16 protein-coding genes and 3 tRNA genes are annotated in these 20,719 nt (G+C 70.3%); 7 read left to right on the forward strand and 12 right to left on the reverse strand.

From position 1 onward, the window contains the following. Position 1 precedes the first annotated feature (1 nt). Complete coding sequence (pgsA, locus tag ACQPXM_RS20955) at positions 2 to 973, reverse strand: phosphatidylinositol phosphate synthase (protein WP_432935553.1); 972 nt, start codon at positions 971 to 973, stop codon at positions 2 to 4. Positions 974 to 1,090: 117 nt separating this feature from the next. Between pgsA and ACQPXM_RS20960 the strand changes: the two genes are divergently transcribed. Further along, entirely contained in the window at positions 1,091 to 2,074 is a 984-nt protein-coding gene (locus tag ACQPXM_RS20960) for a hypothetical protein (RefSeq protein ID WP_432935555.1), read from the forward strand. 54 nt (positions 2,075 to 2,128) lie between these two features. Here the strand turns inward: ACQPXM_RS20960 and ACQPXM_RS20965 are convergent, their stop codons facing one another. Both ACQPXM_RS20965 and thrS read right to left on the reverse strand, forming a co-directional pair. Continuing rightward, positions 2,129 to 2,668, reverse strand: a complete 540-nt coding sequence (locus ACQPXM_RS20965) for an HIT family protein (RefSeq protein WP_432951060.1) — start codon at positions 2,666 to 2,668, stop codon at positions 2,129 to 2,131. Between the two features lie 194 nt (positions 2,669 to 2,862). Then, positions 2,863 to 4,884: a threonine--tRNA ligase gene (gene thrS / locus ACQPXM_RS20970; protein ID WP_432951062.1), complete on the reverse strand. Its 2,022-nt coding sequence runs from the start codon at positions 4,882 to 4,884 to the stop codon at positions 2,863 to 2,865. Positions 4,885 to 5,107: 223 nt separating this feature from the next. Here thrS and ACQPXM_RS20975 point away from each other — a divergent pair, with 223 nt between their 5' ends. The 3 genes from ACQPXM_RS20975 to ACQPXM_RS20985 are packed head-to-tail and all read left to right on the forward strand — an operon-like array spanning position 5,108 to position 7,481. Beyond that, positions 5,108 to 6,028 carry an ATP-binding cassette domain-containing protein gene (locus ACQPXM_RS20975; protein WP_432935557.1) on the forward strand — a complete coding sequence of 307 codons (921 nt, stop codon included), beginning with the start codon at positions 5,108 to 5,110 and terminating at the stop codon, positions 6,026 to 6,028. Beyond that, on the forward strand, positions 6,028 to 6,681 hold the full coding sequence (locus ACQPXM_RS20980; RefSeq protein WP_432935559.1) for a DedA family protein: 654 nt from the start codon (positions 6,028 to 6,030) through the stop codon (positions 6,679 to 6,681). The genes ACQPXM_RS20975 and ACQPXM_RS20980 overlap by 1 nt, the downstream gene beginning before the upstream one ends. Then, entirely contained in the window at positions 6,678 to 7,481 is an 804-nt protein-coding gene (locus tag ACQPXM_RS20985) for an ABC transporter permease (protein ID WP_432935561.1), read from the forward strand. Before ACQPXM_RS20980 ends, ACQPXM_RS20985 begins: the two co-directional genes overlap by 4 nt. A 52-nt stretch (positions 7,482 to 7,533) precedes the next feature. Here ACQPXM_RS20985 and ACQPXM_RS20990 read toward each other — a convergent pair whose 3' ends face one another. The 4 genes from ACQPXM_RS20990 to ACQPXM_RS21005 form a co-directional block, all read right to left on the reverse strand. Continuing rightward, a complete protein-coding gene (locus tag ACQPXM_RS20990; RefSeq protein WP_432935563.1) occupies positions 7,534 to 9,027 on the reverse strand; it encodes a MinD/ParA family ATP-binding protein in 1,494 nt (497 codons plus the stop codon). 224 nt (positions 9,028 to 9,251) lie between these two features. Further along, positions 9,252 to 9,914 carry a response regulator gene (locus tag ACQPXM_RS20995; RefSeq protein WP_077013896.1) on the reverse strand — a complete coding sequence of 221 codons (663 nt, stop codon included), beginning with the start codon at positions 9,912 to 9,914 and terminating at the stop codon, positions 9,252 to 9,254. A gap of 91 nt (positions 9,915 to 10,005) precedes the next feature. Further along, positions 10,006 to 11,712, reverse strand: a complete 1,707-nt coding sequence (locus tag ACQPXM_RS21000; protein ID WP_432935566.1) for a sensor histidine kinase — start codon at positions 11,710 to 11,712, stop codon at positions 10,006 to 10,008. 69 nt (positions 11,713 to 11,781) lie between these two features. After that, positions 11,782 to 12,903 carry a substrate-binding domain-containing protein gene (locus tag ACQPXM_RS21005; RefSeq protein WP_432935568.1) on the reverse strand — a complete coding sequence of 374 codons (1,122 nt, stop codon included), beginning with the start codon at positions 12,901 to 12,903 and terminating at the stop codon, positions 11,782 to 11,784. A gap of 141 nt (positions 12,904 to 13,044) precedes the next feature. Between ACQPXM_RS21005 and ACQPXM_RS21010 the strand changes: the two genes are divergently transcribed. Both ACQPXM_RS21010 and ACQPXM_RS21015 read left to right on the forward strand, forming a co-directional pair. Next, positions 13,045 to 13,767 carry an SDR family NAD(P)-dependent oxidoreductase gene (locus ACQPXM_RS21010; RefSeq protein WP_432935570.1) on the forward strand — a complete coding sequence of 241 codons (723 nt, stop codon included), beginning with the start codon at positions 13,045 to 13,047 and terminating at the stop codon, positions 13,765 to 13,767. A gap of 39 nt (positions 13,768 to 13,806) precedes the next feature. Beyond that, positions 13,807 to 15,291 carry an ArnT family glycosyltransferase gene (locus ACQPXM_RS21015; RefSeq protein ID WP_432935572.1) on the forward strand — a complete coding sequence of 495 codons (1,485 nt, stop codon included), beginning with the start codon at positions 13,807 to 13,809 and terminating at the stop codon, positions 15,289 to 15,291. Here ACQPXM_RS21015 and ACQPXM_RS21020 read toward each other — a convergent pair. From ACQPXM_RS21020 to ACQPXM_RS21040, 5 genes are all read right to left on the reverse strand, one after another. Beyond that, on the reverse strand, positions 15,285 to 18,029 hold the full coding sequence (locus tag ACQPXM_RS21020; RefSeq protein ID WP_432935574.1) for a hypothetical protein: 2,745 nt from the start codon (positions 18,027 to 18,029) through the stop codon (positions 15,285 to 15,287). The two genes, ACQPXM_RS21015 and ACQPXM_RS21020, sit on opposite strands and share 7 nt — an antisense overlap. A gap of 81 nt (positions 18,030 to 18,110) precedes the next feature. Next, positions 18,111 to 18,905: a phosphotransferase enzyme family protein gene (locus ACQPXM_RS21025; protein ID WP_432935576.1), complete on the reverse strand. Its 795-nt coding sequence runs from the start codon at positions 18,903 to 18,905 to the stop codon at positions 18,111 to 18,113. 231 nt (positions 18,906 to 19,136) lie between these two features. Further along, positions 19,137 to 19,208: transfer RNA gene (locus ACQPXM_RS21030), tRNA-Val, on the reverse strand. Positions 19,209 to 19,239: 31 nt separating this feature from the next. After that, positions 19,240 to 19,310: transfer RNA gene (locus tag ACQPXM_RS21035), tRNA-Cys, on the reverse strand. 33 nt (positions 19,311 to 19,343) lie between these two features. Next, positions 19,344 to 19,416 (reverse strand) — tRNA-Gly (locus tag ACQPXM_RS21040). A gap of 191 nt (positions 19,417 to 19,607) precedes the next feature. Here ACQPXM_RS21040 and ACQPXM_RS21045 point away from each other — a divergent pair. Then, positions 19,608 to 20,432 (forward strand): aminotransferase class IV, encoded by an 825-nt coding sequence (locus ACQPXM_RS21045; RefSeq protein ID WP_432935578.1) that lies wholly within the window; start codon positions 19,608 to 19,610, stop codon positions 20,430 to 20,432. The last annotated feature ends 287 nt before the right edge of the window (positions 20,433 to 20,719 follow it).

Consider the following 20,719-nt stretch of genomic DNA (forward strand, 5'->3'; position numbering starts at 1 on the left):
CTCAGACGCTCGGAGAGGACCCGGGGCCGTCCGGCCCGTCTCCCCGCTCGCCACCACGACGGTCCCCGCCGAAGTCGGTCCCGCCGGTCGCCGAACCCCGTGCCGAACCACCGTCGGCCTGGGTCGCGGGCCCCGGCAGCGAGCCGCCGTTTCCATGGGTCGCGGTGCCCGACGCCGAGCCGCTGTCGGCCTGGGTCGCGGCACCCGGACCCGATCCGCTGTCCGGCTGGGGCGCGGCGCCTCGCGGCGAACCATTGCCCGGCTGGGTCGCGGCGTTGCCCGCCGGCGCACCACCCGCAGCGGGCGGCGTACCGAGGCCCGCATTGGCCGGGTCGGCCAGAACCTGCTTGCGGACCGACAGGCTGCGCTGGACGACGGTGATCGTGCTGGCGACGGCCAGGTACCACAGAACGATCTGCAGCAGGATCGGCACGTTCAGCACATCGGAGAAGAAGCCGACTACCAGGACCAGCACCAGCCGATCGGAGCGCTCGGCCAGACCGCCGCTGGCCTGCAGCCCGAGGCTCTCGGCCTTGGCCCGGGCGTACGACGTGGTCGCGCCCATCACGAGCGCCCAGAGCGTGACCGCGGTCATCACCGTCGAGTCGCCGGCGTCGGAGTTGGCGTAGAACAGCACCAACCCGCCGAAGACCGCGCCGTCGCCGAGGCGGTCGAGGGTGGAGTCCAGATACGAGCCCCATTTCGACGACGTGCCCGACGTCCTGGCCATGTGGCCGTCGATCAGGTCGGAGAACACGAACAACGTGATCACCAGCGTGCCGATCCACAGCTCGCCGCGCGGGAAGAACACCAGCGCACCCGCGGCGACACCGAACGTGCCGACCAGGGTGACCGCGTCCGGGCTCACCCCGAGGCGCAGCAGAAGGGTGGCGATCGGCGCGATCACCTTGGTCCAGAACTGACGGAATCTGTTAAGCATGGCGACGCGATCGTAGTCCAGCCGGATCTCCATCCGGTGACTGAGACACTCCGGAGCCCTGTCCACCCGCTCGGGAAGCACTGGCGAAGCGCTGCTCCGGAGGCGCACCATGGGCAGAGCCGGCCTCGCTCCCCGGCCGCGGAGGCCTCCATGCGCACAGCCCGACCGGTACGCCGAACCGCCCTGCGTCGACGGCTGACCGGACTGGTCCTGGCCGGCGCCCTGCTGACCGGTTGCTCGGTCGCGCGCCGCGCCAGCGAGCCGCCACCCGAGGCTCCCCGCCCAGCCATCCCCGTGCCGACGGTGCTCGCCCCACCGCAACCAGAAGGACTCGACGGCACCGCCGGGCAACCCGGTCACCACGCCTGTACGGCGGTCGCCGGGCCCGCCAATCTCGTCAGGCGTCCGAGCAGCACCTGGACGGCCAAGCCGTACGGCTGGAACGACGGCGGCCTGCCCGCCCTCGACCTGTGCACGCTCGTGGTCGGCGGGCTACCGGTCGTCATCGGAGTCAGCGCACTGGCGGTTGCCCCCGGCACCCTCGAACGGGTCGCCAACACGCTCGGCATGTTCGAACCGGCCGAGAAGCTCGGCGGAGCGGCCCGCGACCTCGGACCCGGCGCGCGGACTAGCGGCCGGGCCATCGTCTTCGAGACCGCGAGCCGGATCGTGCGCGTCACCACCGTCTCCGGGTTGCCCGACGGTGAGCTGCTCCGGGTTGCGGTGTCGGTTCGTCACGTCGTACGGCAGGTGATCCGGCCGGCCCGGCAGTCCGACGCCGCGTGCCAGCCGGCCTACGCGATGGCGGAACAATTCATTGGCGTGCATGTCCAGCTGCGGCGTGACTACCGGGTGAACGGTGCGCTGACGTGCATCTGGGGCACGGGCGACACGACGGTCGCGATCGTCGAGTCCCTGCACACCGACTCGATTCCCGAAGCACGACAGACTCCCCTGCCGCGGCCGGCGCCGATCGGAGGGCCCGGGTACTATCTGCCGGACCAAGGCGAGCTGGTCTTCCGGCAGGGTCGGCGGGTGGTCCGGGTCAGTGCGCTCACCGATCCACCGCGCGAGATCTCCCTCCAGGCCCTGCTCGACATCGTCGAGCCGCTGCTGCCACTGTTCCTCCGCTGACCACGCGTCATCTGCTGACCGGCCGCGGAATCAACAGTTCGAACCCGGCGGCGGTCAGTCGCTCGACGGCCAGTGCTTGGCCAGCAGCGCCCGCGTGTCGGCGAGCAACTGCGGCAGGACCTTGGTCTGGCCGATGACCGGCATGAAGTTGGTGTCGCCACCCCAGCGCGGGACCACGTGCTGGTGGAGATGCGCCGCGATCCCGGCACCGGCCACGTCGCCCTGGTTCATGCCGACGTTGAAGCCGTGCGCGGCCGAGACCGTGCGGACGGCGCGCATCGCCTGCTGGGTGAGCCGGGCGACGTCGGCGACCTCGTCCGGGGTCAGATCGGTGTAGTCGGCGACGTGCCGGTACGGGACCACCATCAGATGACCGGGGTTGTACGGATACAGATTCAGCACCGCGTACGCCGCCTCGCCGCGCCGCGCGATCAACCCGTCCGCGTCGGACAGCGCCGGGATCCGGCAGAACGGGCAGCCGTCCCCGGCGTCACCGCTGGTCGGCTTGTTCTCCCCGGCGATGTAGGCCATCCGATGCGGAGTCCACAACCGCAGGAACGGATCAGGATCCCCGACCCCGTCCTGCTCCCCCACGTCCTCCGGCTCGTACGGCGACCCAGGCGCGCCCCCACGGCCGCCCTCGCACCCCTCCGCCACGGAGCTGTCATCCACCGACTCGCCCGCCCCGGAATCACCCGCGGTCGGCGCGGCCTCGCCGTGCGGCCACGGCCAGGGCGGCGGCGGAGGTCCAGGCTCCTCGCCGCCCGGCGGTGTGGGTCCGCTCTCGGTCATACCTGGATGCGCTTCTCGACCGATTCGACGATCTCGGCGATCGCGTCCGCGATCGGGATGCCGTTGTTCTGCGAGCCGTCGCGGTAGCGGAACGACACCGAGCCGGCCGCCATGTCCTCGTCGCCGGCGATCAGCATGTACGGGACCTTGGCCTTCTGGGCGTTGCGGATCTTCTTCTGCATCCGGTCGTCGGAGGCGTCGACCTCGATCCGGATGCCCTGCGCCTTGAGCTGCCGCGCGATCTCGAACAGGTAGTCGACGTGCCCGTCGGTGATCGGGATGCCGATCACCTGGACCGGCGCCAGCCACGGCGGGAACACCCCGGCGTAGTGCTCGGTCAGCACCGCGACGAACCGCTCGATCGAGCCGAACAACGCACGGTGGATCATCACCGGCCGCTGCCGCGAACCGTCGGAGGCGGTGTACTCCAGCTCGAACCGCTCGGGCAGGTTGAAGTCCAGCTGGATCGTCGACATCTGCCAGGTCCGGCCGATCGCGTCCCGGGCCTGCACCGAGATCTTCGGCCCGTAGAAGGCCGCGCCGCCCGGGTCAGGGACCAGCTCGAGCCCGGACGACTCGGCGACCTCGCGCAGCGTCTCGGTCGCCTCGTCCCAGACCTCGTCGGACCCGACGAACTTCTCCGGGTTCTTGGTCGACAGCTCGAGGTAGAAGTCGTCCAGACCGTAGTCGGCCAGCAGCCCGAGTACGAACGTGAGCAGGTTCTTCAGCTCGTCGCGCATCTGCTCGCGGGTGCAGTAGATGTGCGCGTCGTCCTGGGTGAAGCCGCGGGCCCGGGTCATGCCGTGGATCACGCCGGACTTCTCCAGCCGGTACACCGTGCCGAACTCGAACAGCCGCAGTGGCAGCTCCCGGTACGACCGGCCGCGCGCGTCGAAGATCAGGTTGTGCATCGGGCAGTTCATCGGCTTGAGGTAGTAGTCCTGCCCCTGCTTGCGGATCTCGCCGTCCGGTCCGCGCTCCTCGTCCAGGTGCATGGGCGGGTACATGCCGTCGGCGTACCAGTCCAGGTGGCCCGAGGTCTCGAACAGCTGCGCCTTGGTGATGTGCGGCGAGTAGACGAACTCGTAGCCGTCCTCGACGTGGCGCTGGCGGGAGTAGTCCTCCATCACCTTGCGCAGCACGCCGCCCTTGGGGTGGAACACCGCCAGCCCGGAGCCGATCTCGTCGGGGAAGCTGAACAGGTCGAGCTCCGTGCCGAGCTTGCGGTGGTCGCGCTTGGCGGCCTCCTCCAGCCGGGTCAGGTACGCCTTCAGCTCGTCGCGCGACTCCCAGGCGGTGCCGTAGATCCGCTGGAGCTGCGGGTTCTTCTCGCTGCCCCGCCAGTACGCCGCCGCCGTCCGCATCAGCTTGAAGTTGCCCAGGTAACCGGTCGCCGGCACGTGCGGCCCGCGGCACAGGTCCTTCCAGGCGACGCTGTCGTCACGCCGGACGTTGTCGTAGATGGTCAGCTCGCCGCCACCGACCTCGACCGAGGCGCCCTCGGCCGCGTCGGACGCGGAGCCCTTGATCCCGATCAGCTCCAGCTTGTACGGCTCGGCGGCCAGCTCGGCGCGCGCGTCGTCGTCGGAGACCACCCGGCGGCTGAACCGCTGCCGCTCCTTGATGATCTGCTGCATCTTCTTCTCGAGCTTGCCCAGATCCTCCGGCGTGAACGGGGTCGGCACGTCGAAGTCGTAGTAGAAACCGTTCTCGACCGGTGGGCCGATGCCCAGCTTCGCCTCCGGGAACAGCTCCTGCACCGCCTGGGCCAGCACGTGCGCGGTGGAGTGCCGGATGATCGCCCGGCCGTCGTCCGACCCGGCCTTCACCGGCTCGATCTCGTCCCCGTCGGCGACGACCCGGGACAGGTCCCGCAGCTCACCGTTGACCCGAGCGGCGATGGCGGAGCGGTCCTGGCCGAACAGCTCGGCGAACAGCTCCCCGATCGTCGTCGTCTCGGTCACACTCCGCTCAGCCTCGCCCTCGACGCCGATCAGGTGGACCTTGACTTCCGACACGTTGCACTCCTCGAGTCCGTGACCGGCCCAGCTGCCGGTCACGCAGTGATGGTATCGAGTTCGGCGCGGACGCCTGACACGCCATCCACAGGCCAGGCCGCGATCCCGGAGTCGTAGCCCGGACCTGACGAAAGTCGGGGGTGCCTGCAGCCGTTGGTCCGATGTGCGCACCCCCTCGCGGTTCCTAGGTTCGAAGCACACTCCAGGAACCGGAAGGGCATCCGTGATCACCCTCGAAGGACTCACCAAGCGCTACGGCACGACAACCGCCGTCGAAGCGCTCGACCTGACCATCTTCCCCGGACGGGTGACCGGCTTCCTCGGCCCGAACGGCGCCGGCAAGTCCACCACGATGCGGATGATCCTCGGCCTCGACCGCCCCACCACCGGCCGGGCGCTGGTCGACGGCCGCCCGTACGCCGAATGGCCGGTTCCGCTGGCCAAGGTCGGCGCGCTGCTCGACGCGAAGGCGCTGCACCCCCGCCGGACCGCGCGCAACCACCTGGTGGCGATGGCCCGCAGCAACGGCATCGCGGTCAGCCGGGTCGACGAAGTACTGCGCATCGTCGGGGTCGACGAGGTCGGCGGCAAGCACGCCGGGCAGTTCTCGCTGGGCATGGGCCAGCGGCTCGGCATCGCCGGCGCGCTGCTCGGCGACCCGGAGATCCTGATGTTCGACGAGCCGGTGAACGGTCTCGACCCGGACGGCGTGCGCTGGGTCCGGCAGCTGATGCGCTCGCTCGCCGCGGAGGGCCGGACGGTGTTCGTGTCCAGCCACCTGATGAGCGAGATGCAGCTCACCGCCGACCAGCTCGTGGTGATCGGTCGCGGGAGGCTGATCGCCGACGCACCGACCGCCTCGGTGATCGCCGGATCCTCCCGCGCCACCGTGCGCGTCCGAGTGCCCGACGCGGCCGGTCGCGCCGTACTGCGCGAGCGGCTGACCAGTGAGGCCGAGCAGGTGGAGTCGAAGGCCGACCAGCTGATCGTCAGCGGCATACCGGTCGAGCGGGTCGGTGACCTGGCGTACGAGCTCGGCGTACGGGTGCATGAGCTGTCCACTCAGCAGGCGTCGCTGGAAGAGGCCTACATGGAGCTCACGGCCGACAGTGTCCAGTACGGCGTCGCTGCCGAGGTGGCGTGATGGGTGACGCGATCCTGCACTTCACCGAAGAGCTGATGTCGTCCTGGTGGATCTACCTGGCCCTGTTCGGCTTCGCGGCACTCGACGGCTTCTTCCCGGCGATCCCCAGCGAGACGCTGGTCGTCACGGCTGGGGTGTTCGCCGCCACCGGCGAGCCCAACCTGTACGGCGTGATCGCGATCGCCGCGGCGGGTGCGTTCGTCGGCGACCACGTCTCCTACTTCCTCGGCCGGGGTGCGGGCGGCCGCCTGATCGACCGGGCGAAGCCAGGCACCAAGCGGCACGCCATGACTTTGTGGGCCCGCAACGCGCTGGAAGAACGTGGCGGACTGGTGCTGGTGGTCGCCCGCTACGTCCCCGGCGGCCGCACCGCCGTCACGCTGACCATGGGCGCGGTGCGCTACCCGGCCCGCAAGTTCACGTTCTTCGCCGGCCTCGCGGCGATCAGCTGGGGCCTGTACTGCTCGCTGGTCGGCTACCTGGGCGGCAAGGCGTTCGAGGACAACCCGCTCAAGGGTGTCCTGCTCGGCATCGGCCTGGCCCTCGCCGTCACGGCGATCGTCGAGGTCGTCCGGCACCAGCGCCGCAAGCGGCGTACCCCTCGAGCTGAGGTCGAGGTCGAGACCGAGCTCACGACCGTAGGAGAGCGATGAGTACGGCAACCATCACCGTGGACCACAGGTCGACACCCGGCGGCCTGCGCGGCTCGATGGCCGCGGAGTGGACCAAGCTCTGGTCGGTCCGCTCCTCCTGGCTGAACGTGATCGGCGCGATCGCGCTGACCGGCCTGCTGGGACTGCAGCTCGGCTTCAGCGCGGCGTACGAGCGTGAGAACCCCGGACCCGGTCAGGTGGTCGAGCCGGCCGCGGTCGGTGAGATGGCGATCGGGGCACTGATGATCGTGCAGGTGGTCATCGCGGCCTTCGCGATGGTCCCGGTCACGTCGGAGTACGCGACCGGCAGCATCCGCAGCACGTTGCAGTGGACACCGGTACGCCGCGACGTGCTGCTCGGCAAAACCCTCGTACTGGCTCCCGTGCTCTTCGTGTACGGCGCTCTGCTCGGTCTGGTCGCCGCCATCGGAGCTGGACTCGCCGCCGGCCAGTGGGCCGACTGGACCGCGTCGGAGCTCGTCACAGACCTGGCGAAGATCGGTGCGTACTCCCTGCTGGCTGGGCTGTTCACCGCGGGCATCGCGTTCGTGATCAGGAACACCGCCGGCACACTGACCGTCGCGTTCCTCCTGCTACTGGTCGTGCCGTTGATGCTCGGGCAGAGCAGCATCCGGGCGCTGCAGTGGCTGGCTGGCCTGCTCCCCGGTGGTGCCGGCGAGGCGTTCCTCAGCGGCTCGACCGACCTGATGGCGCCGACGCTGAGCTTCGCCGTACTGGTCGCGTGGGCCATCGGCGGGCTGGCCCTGGGACTCCGGATCCTGCAGCGCCACGACGCCTGACAACAGCGAAGGGCTCCGACCAGAGGTGGTCGGAGCCCTTCGTGCTGTTCGGTCAGCGCGGGACGTTCAGCGCGATGGTGATCTGCTCGGCGACCTTGGCGGCCAGCTCCAGACCGGCGCGCCGGGTGGCCGGCTGCAGGGCCGAGTGGTCCAGCGCGCCCTCGGCGGCGATGTGCGGGTCGGTCGGGATGTCGACGACCGCGGCGGCGCGCGACTCGAAGTACGGGCGCAGCTGCTTCTCGACCTCCTTGTTCACGTCGCCGGGACCGTTGCTGACGGCGATCACCGCGCGCCGGATCAGGCGCTGCGCCTCCGGGCCCTGGTGGTCGAGCTCCTCCAGCATCTGTACGGCGGCCGCGCAGGACAGGCTCTTCCACTTGATCGGGATGACCAGCGCGTCGGACGCCTTCATCGCCTCGCGCCAGTTGCTGGAGCCCTCGTTGTTGCCGGTGTCGATCACCAGCACCTTGTAGAAGCGGCTCAGCAGCCGGTGGATCTGGTCGAAGTCCTTGGCCTCGATCTGCGAGTACGTCGTGGTCGCGGACGTCAGCACGTCGTACTGGCCGGCCACCTGGTGCCGCAGGTAGGCCGCGACGTCACCGAGCCGGGCGTCCGGCTGGGTCAGCATCGGCATCGCCTGCAGCAGGTCGGTCACGGTGGAGCGGGCGTTGGTGTCGTGGGTGCGCAGGTGCATGTTGCCGCGCAGCTCGTTGTTGTCCCAGGCGACCACACCGCCACCGCGGGCCTGGCCGAGCGCACCGGCCAGCAGCAGCGTGGTCGGCGTCTTGCCCGAGCCGCCCTTGGGGTTGGCCACGGTGATCGTCACTGGACGGCGGAACGCGGTCGCGGCCGTCGCCCGGGCTATCCGCTCGGCCCGCTCGGCGCTGCCCGGACGCATCCGCAGAACGCTGCGCACACCACGCTCGGCCGGAGCCTCGCGCGGCAACGGCAGCGCCTGGATCAGCTCGTCGGCGCGGTAGGAGACCTCACGCTGCGGCGGCTGGGGGTGCTGGTTCGGAATGCCCTGCGGGAAGAACTGCTGGGCGGTCGGCGACAGCTGCGGGGCCGGCGGCTCGGCAGGCTCGGCCGGCTGCGTCCAGGAGTCAGCGGCAGGCGTCCCGGTCGGCGCACCGGTGGCCGAGCCCGGGTTGGCGGTGCTCCACGAGCTGGACTCCGGAGCGCTCGCCTTGCTGGAGCCCCAGGGGTCGGGCTGCTCAGCGCTGCTCGCGCTGTGGGCTCCGGCGCTCGAAGATCCGGCACTGTGCGCACCGGCGCTGTGGGCGCCCGGCGTACCGGCTGTGCCCGGGTCGGCCTGGGAGCCGTGGCCGCCGTACGGCGTGGCCTGGCCCGGCTGGCTGTGAGCCGACCACGCGTCGCCCGGCAACTCCTGGCTGAGCGCGTCCTTGCTGTCGTCGGCCGGCTCGGTCTCGGGCTGGGCGCCGGGGTCCGGCTGGCTCCAGGACGGCGTCGGCTGCCACATCCTTCGGACCTCGGCCGCCGCCGCTTCCCGGTCCTTGTGCTGTCCGGAGTTGTGCGAGTCGGTCACGACCTGGGTCCCCTGATTCTCTCGACGAGGCGGTGCCGCCCGCCCCGGCTCTGCTGGTCCATCCCGGGTCACGTTCCCCCGGGAGGTCCCACTATCCCATGACCAAGTGTCCATCCGGCGTCACCCGCCGGAGCGTCGGCGCCCCCTTCCGGCCACCGGGCCGCCAGTACCCACTGGCGGCTTGACCAACGGTCAGAGCCCGGCAGCCGGAATCGCCTGCCGGCTCAGGAGACCAGACCGGCTTCGTACGCGATGATCGCGGCCTGGACCCGGTTCTTCACGTTGAGGCGGGTCAGGACGGCGCTGACGTAGGCCTTGACCGTTCCCTCGACCAGGTAGAGCCGGGCGGCGATCTCGGCGTTCGACAGCCCGGCGCCGACCAGCGAGAGCACCTCGCGCTCGCGAGGACTCAGCACGTCGACCTGCTCCTTCGCCTCCGCGGCCCGCGCCATCCGCCCTCCCCCGGCGCCCGCGCCGAGCTCGGCGATCACCCGCTGAGCGATCTTCGGCGACAGGTACGCCGCACCGTCGGCGACCGCCTTCAACCCGGCGATCAGCTCGCGCGGATCGCCCGACTTCAGCAGGAATCCGCTGGCGCCGTCGCCCAGCGCCTTCGCGATGTAGGCGTCCTCGGAGAACGTCGTCAGGATCACCACCGCGGTCTCCGGCACGCTCCGGCGGATCTCCGCGCCGGCCGCGAGCCCGTCCATGCGCGGCATCCGGATGTCGAGCACGGCGACGTCGGGCCGGTGCCGCTGCACCAGCTCGACCGCCTCGGCCCCGTCGCCGGCTTCGGCCACCACGTCGATGCCGTCGTCCGAGGCGAGGATCGCCCGCACCCCGGCCCGCACCATCGCCTCGTCGTCGGCCAGCAGGACCCGGATCATCTTGTGGTCTCCTTCGCCGGCAGGACGCCGGTCATCGTGCTGCTTGCTTCGCCGCGCCGGTCGCCGGGTGCTTTTCGTTCGCCGCGCCGGCTCACCGTGTTCTTTCCTTCGCCGGCGTTGGTCCGGTCGGCGTGGACCCCTCGATCGTCGGCCGGACCGAGCCGGTCTGCACGATCTCCTTGGCGACCAGGCGATCGTGCTCGAAGCACAGCCGGTAGGCGTAATTGATCGAGAACGGTCCGTCAGGCCGGTAGAACCGGCAGGTCCAGCCGTCGTGCTGGTCCGCTCGCTCGGTCGGTGGGTCGATCATCTGCATCCGCGGCAGCACCGGTTCGACCTCCGCGAGGCTCTGCCCGATCCGCAACGCGTCGAACCGCTCCGGCGGCAGCACCGAGTTGTACCCGGCCACCAAGTAGTAGCCCAAGGCAATCACCCCGATCACCGCCCCGAGCACGGTCGGCACCAGCAGCGCCGTGATCAGCCCTCGCCGGGCGCGACGCCGTACGACGTCCCGCTCGTCCGCCGTCGCCGACCGCTCAGTCGTTGCCTCAACGACCGCGTCCCGCCCCGTCTCCGGCCGTCCACCGGCCCGGGGAACCCGCGCGATCACCTCGAACCCACGCGCGGACGGAACGACCCCCTCGTGCTCACCCTCGGAACCTGGCGAGCCGATCGACGAAACAGTCCCACTGCCTCGCGGCCCAGCCGTCAGCGTGCCGCCCACGAGCCGTACCCGCTCGGCCAACCCCGCCAGCCCGGTGCCACTCGACGGAACGCCCTCCGGCACCGACCGGGTCGCACCGCTGTCGGTGATCCGGACGACCACCTCGTCCTCGCCGCGAGTCAGGGCGACGACGACCTCCGCACCCGGTGCGTGCTTGCTCGCGTTGGTCAGCGACTCCTGCACGACCCGATGGATCGCGCGGTCCACCATCGGCGACGCCTCCGCCGCACCTTCCTGCACCAGGCGCACCGCCAGCCCGGACGCCGCCGCCCGGTCGACCAGTTCGGCCACCGACTCGTCGCTCGGGACGACCGGCGCCTGCGCGTCCGCGTCCCGCAGTACGCCGATGATCTCGCCGAGCCGCTCGGTCGCCGCGGCGGCCGCTTCGCGCAGTTCGGTCGCGGCCCGCCGGTGCCGCTCGGGCAGTTCGGCGTCGACCTCGAGCGCGGCGGCGCGGAGCGCGATCAGGCTGAGCTCGTGGCCGACCGAGTCGTGCATGTCCTCGGCGATGCGCGAGCGCTCCCTGAGCCGGACCTGCTCGATCTCCATCCGCTGCTCGCGTTCGATCCGCTCGGCGCGTTCCCAGCCCGCGGTCGTGAGCAAGGCCTGCTGCGCCCGGTAGCGGCCGATCAACCACGGCAGGACGAACAGCACCAGTGCCATCAGCAGGATCGCCAGCCAGTTCAGCACCGCGGCGGACAACGCCGTGTTCCGGAACAGGACCAGCCGCAGGACCAGCAACAGCAGCAGCGACCCGCTCGTCAGCGCGACGAAGTACTTGAGCTGCGTCTCCCGCCGTCCGGCCAGGTAGGCGAGCAGCGAGATCGCCGGGATCAGCGCGATCGGCGTGCCGGACGTCGTATCCATCGTGAAGGCGACGATCACGGCCTCCGGCAGCATCACCGCGGAGAGCGCGATCAGCGGCCGGGACCGCCGGAGCAGCACGGCGGCGGCCAGCAGCGCGACGCAGCCGGCGATCAGCCAGTACGGATCACCGCGGGTACCGCTCTCCGCGATCACCAGGAGCGACAGACCGGCCCACAGCCCGAAGTCGCCCGCGCGTCGCCACGTCACGCTCCGACGCTACACAGTCGCCGCGCCACGTCAGTACTGCCGAAAGTCAGCATCGAGCCCCGCCGCCTGTCAGTTGTCGTCGGCATCGACCAGCTCGAACGGAACCAGCGAGAGGTTCGGCACCGACTCACCCCGCACCCGCGCCACCAGCAGGTCGACCGCCTGCCGGCCCATCTCCTGCTGATCCTGCCGGACGTGCAGGTACGGCGAACCGGTGATCGGGTCGCCGGGCGAATCGAAGCACGCGATGACCAAGCCGTGCGGCCGGTCGAAGGCCCGGTCCAGCATCCGCGCGAGGTTGTACTCGCAGGCGACGTACGCGGTCACTTCGGGCACCTCGGCGCGGAAGGCGCGGATCCTGTCGAGATCAGCGAGAACGCTCTCCCGGCTGAACGATCCGGGCAGAGTGCTGCGCAGTGACGTCAACTGGTGGGCCTGATACCGACCGGGTTCACGCCCGGCGAAGGCGGCCAGGAAACCCTCCAGCCGCTCCTCGATGCTCGACGTGTTCTGCGGAGGCGGCGAGACGAAGGCGATCTGGCGGTGACCGAGTTCGAGCAGCCGTTCGGTCAGCGCTCGCGACGCCGCGACGTTGTCGGTGTGCACGGCCGAGACCGGGATGCCGGACAGATGCCGGTCGACCAGGACGATCGGATACCCGTCGAGCACCTGCCGCAGCAGGCTCGCGTTGTAGTAGTCCCCGTGCACGGGGAACACGATCATCCCGTCGACCTCGCCGGACGCGACCAGCGCGTCGACCGCCTGCTCCTCGTCGGACTGGCTGCCGCGCGTACGGCGTACGAGCAGGTGGGCGCCGTGGTCGGCGCAGCGTTCCTCGATCGCGCGCAGCAGTTCGAGCCCGTACGCCTCGGACACGTCAGGAATGACCAGCCCGATCGCTGCCGGACGCGGACGGGACCGCGCCGGGCGCGCGGCGATCCGGCCGCGCAACGGCGTGGTGACCCCTTCCAGATCCGGCAGGTCCTGGACGACAAACGAACCCTTGCCCCGGACCCGCTCGATCAGCCCCGCCTCACGCAGCACCTCGAGCGCCCGCTTGGACGTGATCCGGCTGACCTCGAACTGCGCCGCCAGTTCCATCTCCGACGCGACCCGGTCCCCCGGACCCAGCGCTCCGCTCCGGATCTCCTCGAACACGTGCGCACTGATCCGCTCGTACAGCAGCGCCATCGGTCCTCCTGTCAGGGCGGCAGGTTGACATACCAAATCACTCCCACCGGAGCACAGACAAGTCCCGTCCGGCATACCGGGACATACCAACCCGGAATCTGTCGGTGCCTCCCGGCACAGTGAGCCGAGGAGGTGATCCCGATGGACATCCACGGAACCCGGGCGGTCGTCACCGGCGCCGCCGTCGGCACCGGTCGCGCGATCGCGACCCGTCTCGCGGCCGAGGGCGCGTCCGTCGTACTGGCTGACGTTGACGACGAAGCCGGCCGTGAAGCCGCGGCCGCGATCGGTGCCGCGGCCCGCTACGAGCATGTCGACGTGCGCGACGACCAGGCGCTGACGACCCTGCTCGCCGACTGCCGGCCCAGCATCCTGGTGAACAACGCGGGCGGCGGCGCGGTCCTCAGACCGTGTTTCCCCGAGGCCGACGCCGACCGCTGGACGGCGTCCCTCGAACTCAACCTGCGCGCACCGATGCTCGCCACGCAGCTCGTGCTGGAACCGATGCGGCAGGCCGGCGGCGGCGCGGTCGTCAACGTCGGCTCGACCGCCGGCACAGGACTCGGGCCGCACAGCTCGCCGGAGTACAGCGCGGCCAAGGCCGGCCTGATCCGCTTCACCGCCACGCTCGCACCGCTGCGGGAAAGCCATCGCGTTCGCGTCAATTGCGTCGTACCGGACTGGGTGGCGACCGAGCGTGGAGTCACCGAACGCGAAGCCCTGCCGGCCGCCGATCGCGGGCCGGAGCTGGTTCCCCTCGAGGCGCTGACCGATTCCGTCGTACGGCTGATCGCGGACGACGACCTCGCCGGTCGCGTCATCCGGCTCGATCGAGGCCGCCCGCCCGAACTTCTGTGCGAGTGACGTCTGGTCGGTGGCCTCCGCGACTGACAACATTCCGTCATGTCACGCCCGTCGGTCCCCGCGTTCGCCCTCGTGCCGGTCACCTTCATCGCGCTGGCGGTCGCCGCGGTGCTCACCGCGCTGTCCGGCCGGTACGGCTACCACCGTGACGAGCTGTACTTCCGCGTCGCCGGCGAGCACCTGGCCTGGGGCTACACCGACCAGCCGCCGCTCACTCCGCTACTGACCCGGCTGTCGATCACGGTCTTCGGCGACACCCTGATGGGGATGCGCGTCGTCGCCGCCCTCAGCGCCGCGATCACGGTGGTGGTCGTCGCGCTGATCGCCCGCGAGTTCTCCGGCGAACGCCGTGCGCAGATCCTCGCAGCCGCCTGTACGGCGCTGTCCGGCTTCGTGCTCGCCACCGGACACATGGTCTCCACCGCGACGTTCGACCTGCTGGCCTGGATGGTGATCGCTCTCCTCGCGACTCGCCTGCTCCGGACCACCGACGGCCGCTGGTGGATCCCCCTCGGGCTCACCACCGGCATCGCGCTCGAGAACAAGTACCTTGTCGTCCTCCCACTCGTGGCCTTGCTCAGCGCCCTGCTGATCACCGGCCCGCGCAGCGTCCTCAAGACCTGGTACCTGCCGGCCGGCATCGCCCTCGCCGCCCTCGTCGCCGCCCCGAACCTGATCTGGCAGGCGACCCACGACTGGCCCCAGCTCACCGTTGCCGGTGGCATCAGCGAGGACGACGGCACCGAGAACCGGATCATGTTCGTGCCACTGCAGATCCTGCAGCTGTCCCCGTTCCTGGTCCCGATCTGGATCGCCGGTTTCCGCCGCCTGTGGCGAACCCCCGCGCTGCGCTGGTCGCGCGCGATCGCGCTCTCCTATCCGATCCTGTGCGTCATCGTGCTCGCCGCCGGCGGTAAGTCGTACTACGCGCTCCCCCTGCTCCTGGTCCTGGTTGCCGCCGGCGCCCAACCGACGATCGACTGGCTGGAGCGCGGCCGCCAGTCGGTACGCCGTACCGTCCTGGCCCTGGGCGCTGTTCTCACCGCCATCACCTCGGCCGCGTTCACACTGCCCGTGCTCCCCGTCTCCGACGTCAACCTGGTGCTGCCCGTCAACGCCGAACAGGGCGAACAGATCGGCTGGCCCGAACTCGCCGCGGCCGTCACCGGGGCCTGGCAGCAGCTCCCCGCCGAGGAGCGCGATCGCGCCGTTGTCTTCGCGGGCAACTACGGCGAGGCCGGCGCTCTCGCGAAGTACGGGCGCGAGCTGCCCACGGCGTACTCGGGTCACATGAGCTACGCCGACTGGCCGCCGCCGTCCGACCAGCACGACGGACCGGTCGTGGTGGTGACCCAGCAACGCTCACCCCAGTACGAAGCCCACTTCGGCACCTGCACAGAAGCGGCCCGCGTCGACAACGGTCACGACGTCGACAACGAGGAGCAAGGCGCCTACGTGCTGCGCTGCACCGGCCCGGTCGAACCCTGGTCGGTGCTCTGGCCGAAGCTGCGCCGCTATTACTGATCGACCGGGCACCAGGGTTTGGTCAACGCGCTCTCCCGGTCGGCGGGAGCACCGCAGACCAGGTTGTCCTTGGCGGTCGCCTTCCCGTCCCGGAAGGTGACGATGTAGACCGGCTTGTTCACCGGCACGCGCTGGTCGATCCGGCCGCCGAAATCGATCGTGCCGGTCACGCCCTCGTAGCGCCGCTGCTGGCCGCCGGCGTCGGTGATCGACAGCAGCGCCGGCCACAGCGTCGCGCTGCTCACCGCGATGTTGTTCTCGGCCAGGAACCGGACCGCCAGCACGGCCGTGTACCCGGCGTCGAAGCTCAGCGCCGCGTGCCCGTCCAGCGTCCTGGACCGCTCGGGATCGCTCTCGTAGTTGAACAGCTCCTTCAGCCGCTGGTAGAAGTTCGCCGCCGCCGGTGACGCCGCACCGCCCAGCTCGGGCGCGATCGCGAGCGACAGGTACTGGTACGGCACGGCGCGGTTGGCCGCGCTGACCTTGCGCTCGGCCACGTGCTTGGTGACGTCGTCCCCGGCCAGCACGTACGGCGGTTGCTTCGGGCATCGATCGGTGATGCCGTCCAGGAAGGCCTGGAAGTCGGTCAGCCCGCGGGCGGCGTACAGCACCGCCTCGCCCTTCGCGTCGCAGGCGTCCCGGCCGGCGCGCTCGGCGTCCAGCCCGTCCGCGCCCCGGCCGTCGGGCCGGATCGACGTCGTCGTCACCGCGACCCCGCGGCGCCCGAGGCTCTCCTCGAGGTCGGCGGCGAGGTTCTGGCTGTAGGTGTCCTGCGGATCGGCCGATTTGTACAACCGCACCCGGCGGGTCAGCCGATGCCCGAACGGATCCCGCCCCTTCTTCATCAGCTGGTCGAGGTACGCCGCGGCGACCGCGGCCTCCCGCCGGTTCTGCGGCGAGATCTGGAAGTACAACCGGGACGTCCGCACCATCGTGTCGGCGGTCAGTGTCGCCGCGATCGACGGGATGCCGGCCGCCGCGAGCTCCTTCACCATCGCCTGCGTCGACTCGCGGCTCTCGTGCAGACCGGTCGCCGCGACGATGCTCGGATCGTCCTTCATCAGCACCCGCAACCGATCGACCACGAACCGGGTGTGCCCCAGCTGCGGTCCGGCGTTCGCGATCAGGACCCGGAGCAGCGGCTCGCCGGAGCGATCCCTGTCCAGCTGCCGAGCCTGTACGACGGCCATGCCCGCGAGCTGCTCACGCTGAGCCGCCAGAGCGTTGTCGACCCCCACCTGGTCGGCGACCGCCGCGATGAACACCAAGGTCATCAGCGGACGTTGCGGCGCTTGCTCGTGCAACTGACGGACCTGCTCGTTCTGCGCGAAGATCAAGCCGCGCACGTCGTCGAACTGCGAACTCGGCAACAGCAGGCTGTTCGACCCGTCGGAGACCCCGACGCAAGTCCCGTCGATCCGCGACACCGAGTCCGCGATCGGGTCCGAGCCGATCCAGCTGGTCCCGTCGCGCCATTGGAACCCGTCGCCGCAGCGGCGTTCGTCGTCGACCATCCCGTACGCCGTGTAGCCGCCGCCGATCACCGCCAGCGCCACCAGGACCGAGACACCGCGCGCGACCCTGGTACGGCGCCACGGCGTCGGCGGCCGGCTCAGGTAGCGGGCAGCAGGCCCTGGCGGTTCGCCGGCCGCACGGTCGTGCACGGTGATCGGGATGATCCAGGCGACGATCTCGCGCCGGCGGCTCAACGCCTCACTGCGCTGGTTCCAGCCCTGCAGCAGCTGCGCCGGGCTCTGACTCTCCAGCGACGAGTCCTCGGCAGGCGGCTCGGCCAGCGGCGGGACCAGCCGGCTCGTTGTCATCAGCAACAACGGGTCGAAGGTCCGGGTCTCGTTCCTGACGTCGGCGACCGCCCGGATCAGCGCGTAGCCGCCGTTCGAGCGGGTGATCCCGTCCAGCAGCACGATCGGAAAGGTGGTCCGGTAGCGCCGGAACCAGCCGCGCCGCGGATACGCCTCGCGAAGATCCTGGAGGAAAGCGCCGACCAGCAGCCGGGCGATCTGGGCCGGATCCTGCGACTGCCACTGGTGGGCGGTGATCCGGTAGGCCAGCTCGGCGAAGCTGTCGTCACCGCGCGGCAGGAAGTCCTGGGTGCGGAACCAGCGGTACGCGCGGCCGGGCCCGGGGATTCGCCCGCTGTGCAGCACCCGCAGGTACGCCGTGACGACCAGCAGCACCGCCGTACCGACGACGCGCGGCAAGCTGTCCAGCGCGTACCGGGCGGTCTCGGTCCCGTCGTCGCCCGCGGTCGCCAGCGCCCGGCGGAACATCTTCCCGCTGATCGCCGACGGCCCGCCGTCCGGCTGCGGTACCTCGATCTTCAGCAACCAGTTGACCAGGAAGAACCGCCGGAACTTGTACTTGCCGCCGTTGCCGGTGCCCAGCTGACCGGTCATCGCGGACAGGATCTTGCGCAGCTCCACCACGTCGTCGACGTCGATCGGCGCCAGGTCGTGATCGGCTCCCGGCCGCACGCTGCGATCCGTGCCGAGATCGACGTACGTGTACGGCACCGGCTTCTTGCGCCGATCCGCCGGCCGCAGGTGCTCCGCGATCCCGGCCAGCAATCCCGGCCGGTCGTGCAGACTCGGCTGCACACAGGCCAGGATCGGCGGCGTGTCCTCCCGCCCCAACCGCCGCCGCAGCCGCCGGTAGCGCAGGCGCACCAGCTCGACCAGCGCCTCGAAACCCTCGAACCCGTCCACAGCGCCCGGCACTCGTGCCCCCAGGAGATCGCAACCACCACCGATTACCGAACGCCGCCATCTTGCTCACTTCCCGCAACCGGCAAACCCCGGTCAGTGGCCGGCGAGCGCCACCCGCAGCTGGTCCAGCCACTCCGCGCCCACCCGGCGGCCGTTCGGGAACTGGTCGTCGCGGTCCCAGCGCCACGTGATGATCATCGCCAGCATCAGAGTCCGGCAGTCCCGCAGCAGCTCCTGATCGACCCCCGGATAGTGCACCGCGACCTCGTCCGGGGCATGCGCAAGGTCGAACTCGACCGGCCCCCGGCAACAGGTCTCGAAGTCGATGAACAGCAACCCCTTCTCGGTGCTCAGCACATTGCCCGGATGCGGCTCCCCGTGCAGTAGCTGCTCAGCAGGACCGCGATCCACCACAGCTCGGCTCAACCGCCGCAACGTGTCGCTCAGCAACTCCCGCTCCTGCTCGCCCAGCTCCGGCGTGAGCACCCGATCGGCCAGCAACCGCTGAGCATCCTCGACCCGCTCCAGGAAATGCGGCGCCGGAACCTCAACCGCACGCATCCCCGCATGCAACCGCCCGAGGGCCTCGGCGTACTCGCGCGGTGAGACCTCGGAAGCCGTCACCGGTTCGTAGTACGTCCACAACGTCACCACGAACCCGTCCCGCTCGTAAGCCCGCGGTTCCACCCCAGGCGCGAGACCCGCCACCGGACTCCCCGCCACGGCAAGCTCCCGAGCAAGCTCGACCTCGAACGCCGCGACCTGCTGATCCCCCGGCGCCACCCGAGCCACCACGTCACCCGGCTTCAGCCGCACAATGAGCTTGTTCGAGTTGTTCAGCACCACCGCATCGTCGACCGGCAACCCGAGCGACGAAGCGATCGACACCGCCGCAGCAGTCGCCCGCCTAGCTTCCTCCGCGTCCACGATCTGCCCCCACCACTAGCCACCGACACCTTGCCGTCCCCATCCACGCCCCCAACAGCGAACGCCAACCCCCGCCGGAGGGGGGTGTGGGTGGCGAAGCCCCCACAACGCGCCAAGCGAAGCGCAGGCGCACAAATGACGAAAGCGACCCGGTCCACGCTCTCCGCGGACACGAGTCGCCCATCGCTTTCGTGGACGATACTGGGATCGAACCAGTGACCTCTTCCGTGTCAGGGAAGCGCGCTACCGCTGCGCCAATCGTCCAGTGTGAAGTTGTTGTGCAGGGGTTGATCAGAGGTGGAGACGGGATTCGAACCCGTGTACACGGCTTTGCAGGCCGTTGCCTCGCCTCTCGGCCACTCCACCAGGTGAGAAAGCTGGCCTGCCGAACCCTCTCCGAGCGGACGACCGGGTTCGAACCGGCGACCTCAACCTTGGCAAGGTTGCGCTCTACCAACTGAGCTACGTCCGCGTTGCGCCCGGTGTGTTGTTCCCCCGGCGCGAGAAGAACATTAGCCCATCCGGGCGCGAACACAAAAATCGGGGTACCCCTTCGTCACCCTGTGTTCATGCCGCGATCACGCCTGAGGGGCCGGAATCCCAACGGTGTAAGACGAAACGGCGGCGCACGGACTACTGTGTGGGCCGTTGGAAGGAGCAGGAATGATCGTCTGGCTCAACGGGGCCGTACTGCCGGACCCGGCCGCGGCGGGGTTGTCGGCGCTGGATCACGGGCTGACCACTGGTGACGGAGTGTTCGAGACGCTGAAGCTGGTGAACGGGCGGCCGTTCGCGGTGACCAAGCATCTGCAGCGGCTGGTCCGCTCGGCCACCGGACTCGGCCTGCCGGCCCCGGACGTCGCCGAGGTCGAGGACGCGATCGCGACGGTGGTCAAGGCCGACCCGGACATCGCGTTCGGCCGGCTGCGGATCACCTACACCGGCGGCGTCTCGCCGTTGTCCTCGGACCGGGGCACGACCGGCCCGACGCTGATCGTCGCGTCGCAGGCGATCAAGCCACCGCCCCCGAGCTCCGCGATCGTCACCGTGCCCTGGGTCCGCAACGAACGCAGCGCCGTCGCCGGCCTCAAGACCACGTCGTACGCCGAGAACGTCCGGGCACTGGCCTACGCCAAGGAACGCGGCGCCAGCGAGGCGATCTTCGCCAACACCGTCGGCAACCTGTGCGAAGGCACCGGTTCGAACATCTTCTGCGTGTACGACGGCGAGCTGGTCACCCCGACCCTGGAGTCGGGCGCGCTGGCCGGCGTCACCCGCGGCCTGGTGATCGCCTGGTTCGGCGCCGTCGAGCGCGACGTCCCGCTGGCGAAGCTCGCCGAGGCCGACGAGATCTTCCTCACCTCGACCACCCGCGACGTGCAAGCCATCCACCGCGCCGACGACCGCGACCTCGCCACCCCCGGCGAAGTCACCGCCGCCGTCGCAAAGGTCTTCGCCGAACGCTCCGCCGAGGACATCGACCCCTGATCCATTCCGGGGTGAACTCACCAAACGGCGCCGTCACCACCCCGCCACCCCACCCCGCTCCCCGCCCACTTGCTCCCGCCGGCTCGTGCCTCCCGCCGCCCCGCCCTCTCCATTTCGACGGTTAACCCTGTCAGTGGTGGGTTCTATGGCCGCATGAGCCGGCAGAACCCCCACACGCGACGGTTCACCGTCGAAATGGGGAGGGATCGGCCGACGGCGCCAGGCCGGCATCCCGGCGCAGCACCTCGCAGGCACAACGACAAGCCGCGCCGGTGCGAACACCGGCG

The organism is Kribbella sp. CA-253562 (assembly GCF_050942265.1).
GTDB lineage: Bacteria > Actinomycetota > Actinomycetes > Propionibacteriales > Kribbellaceae > Kribbella.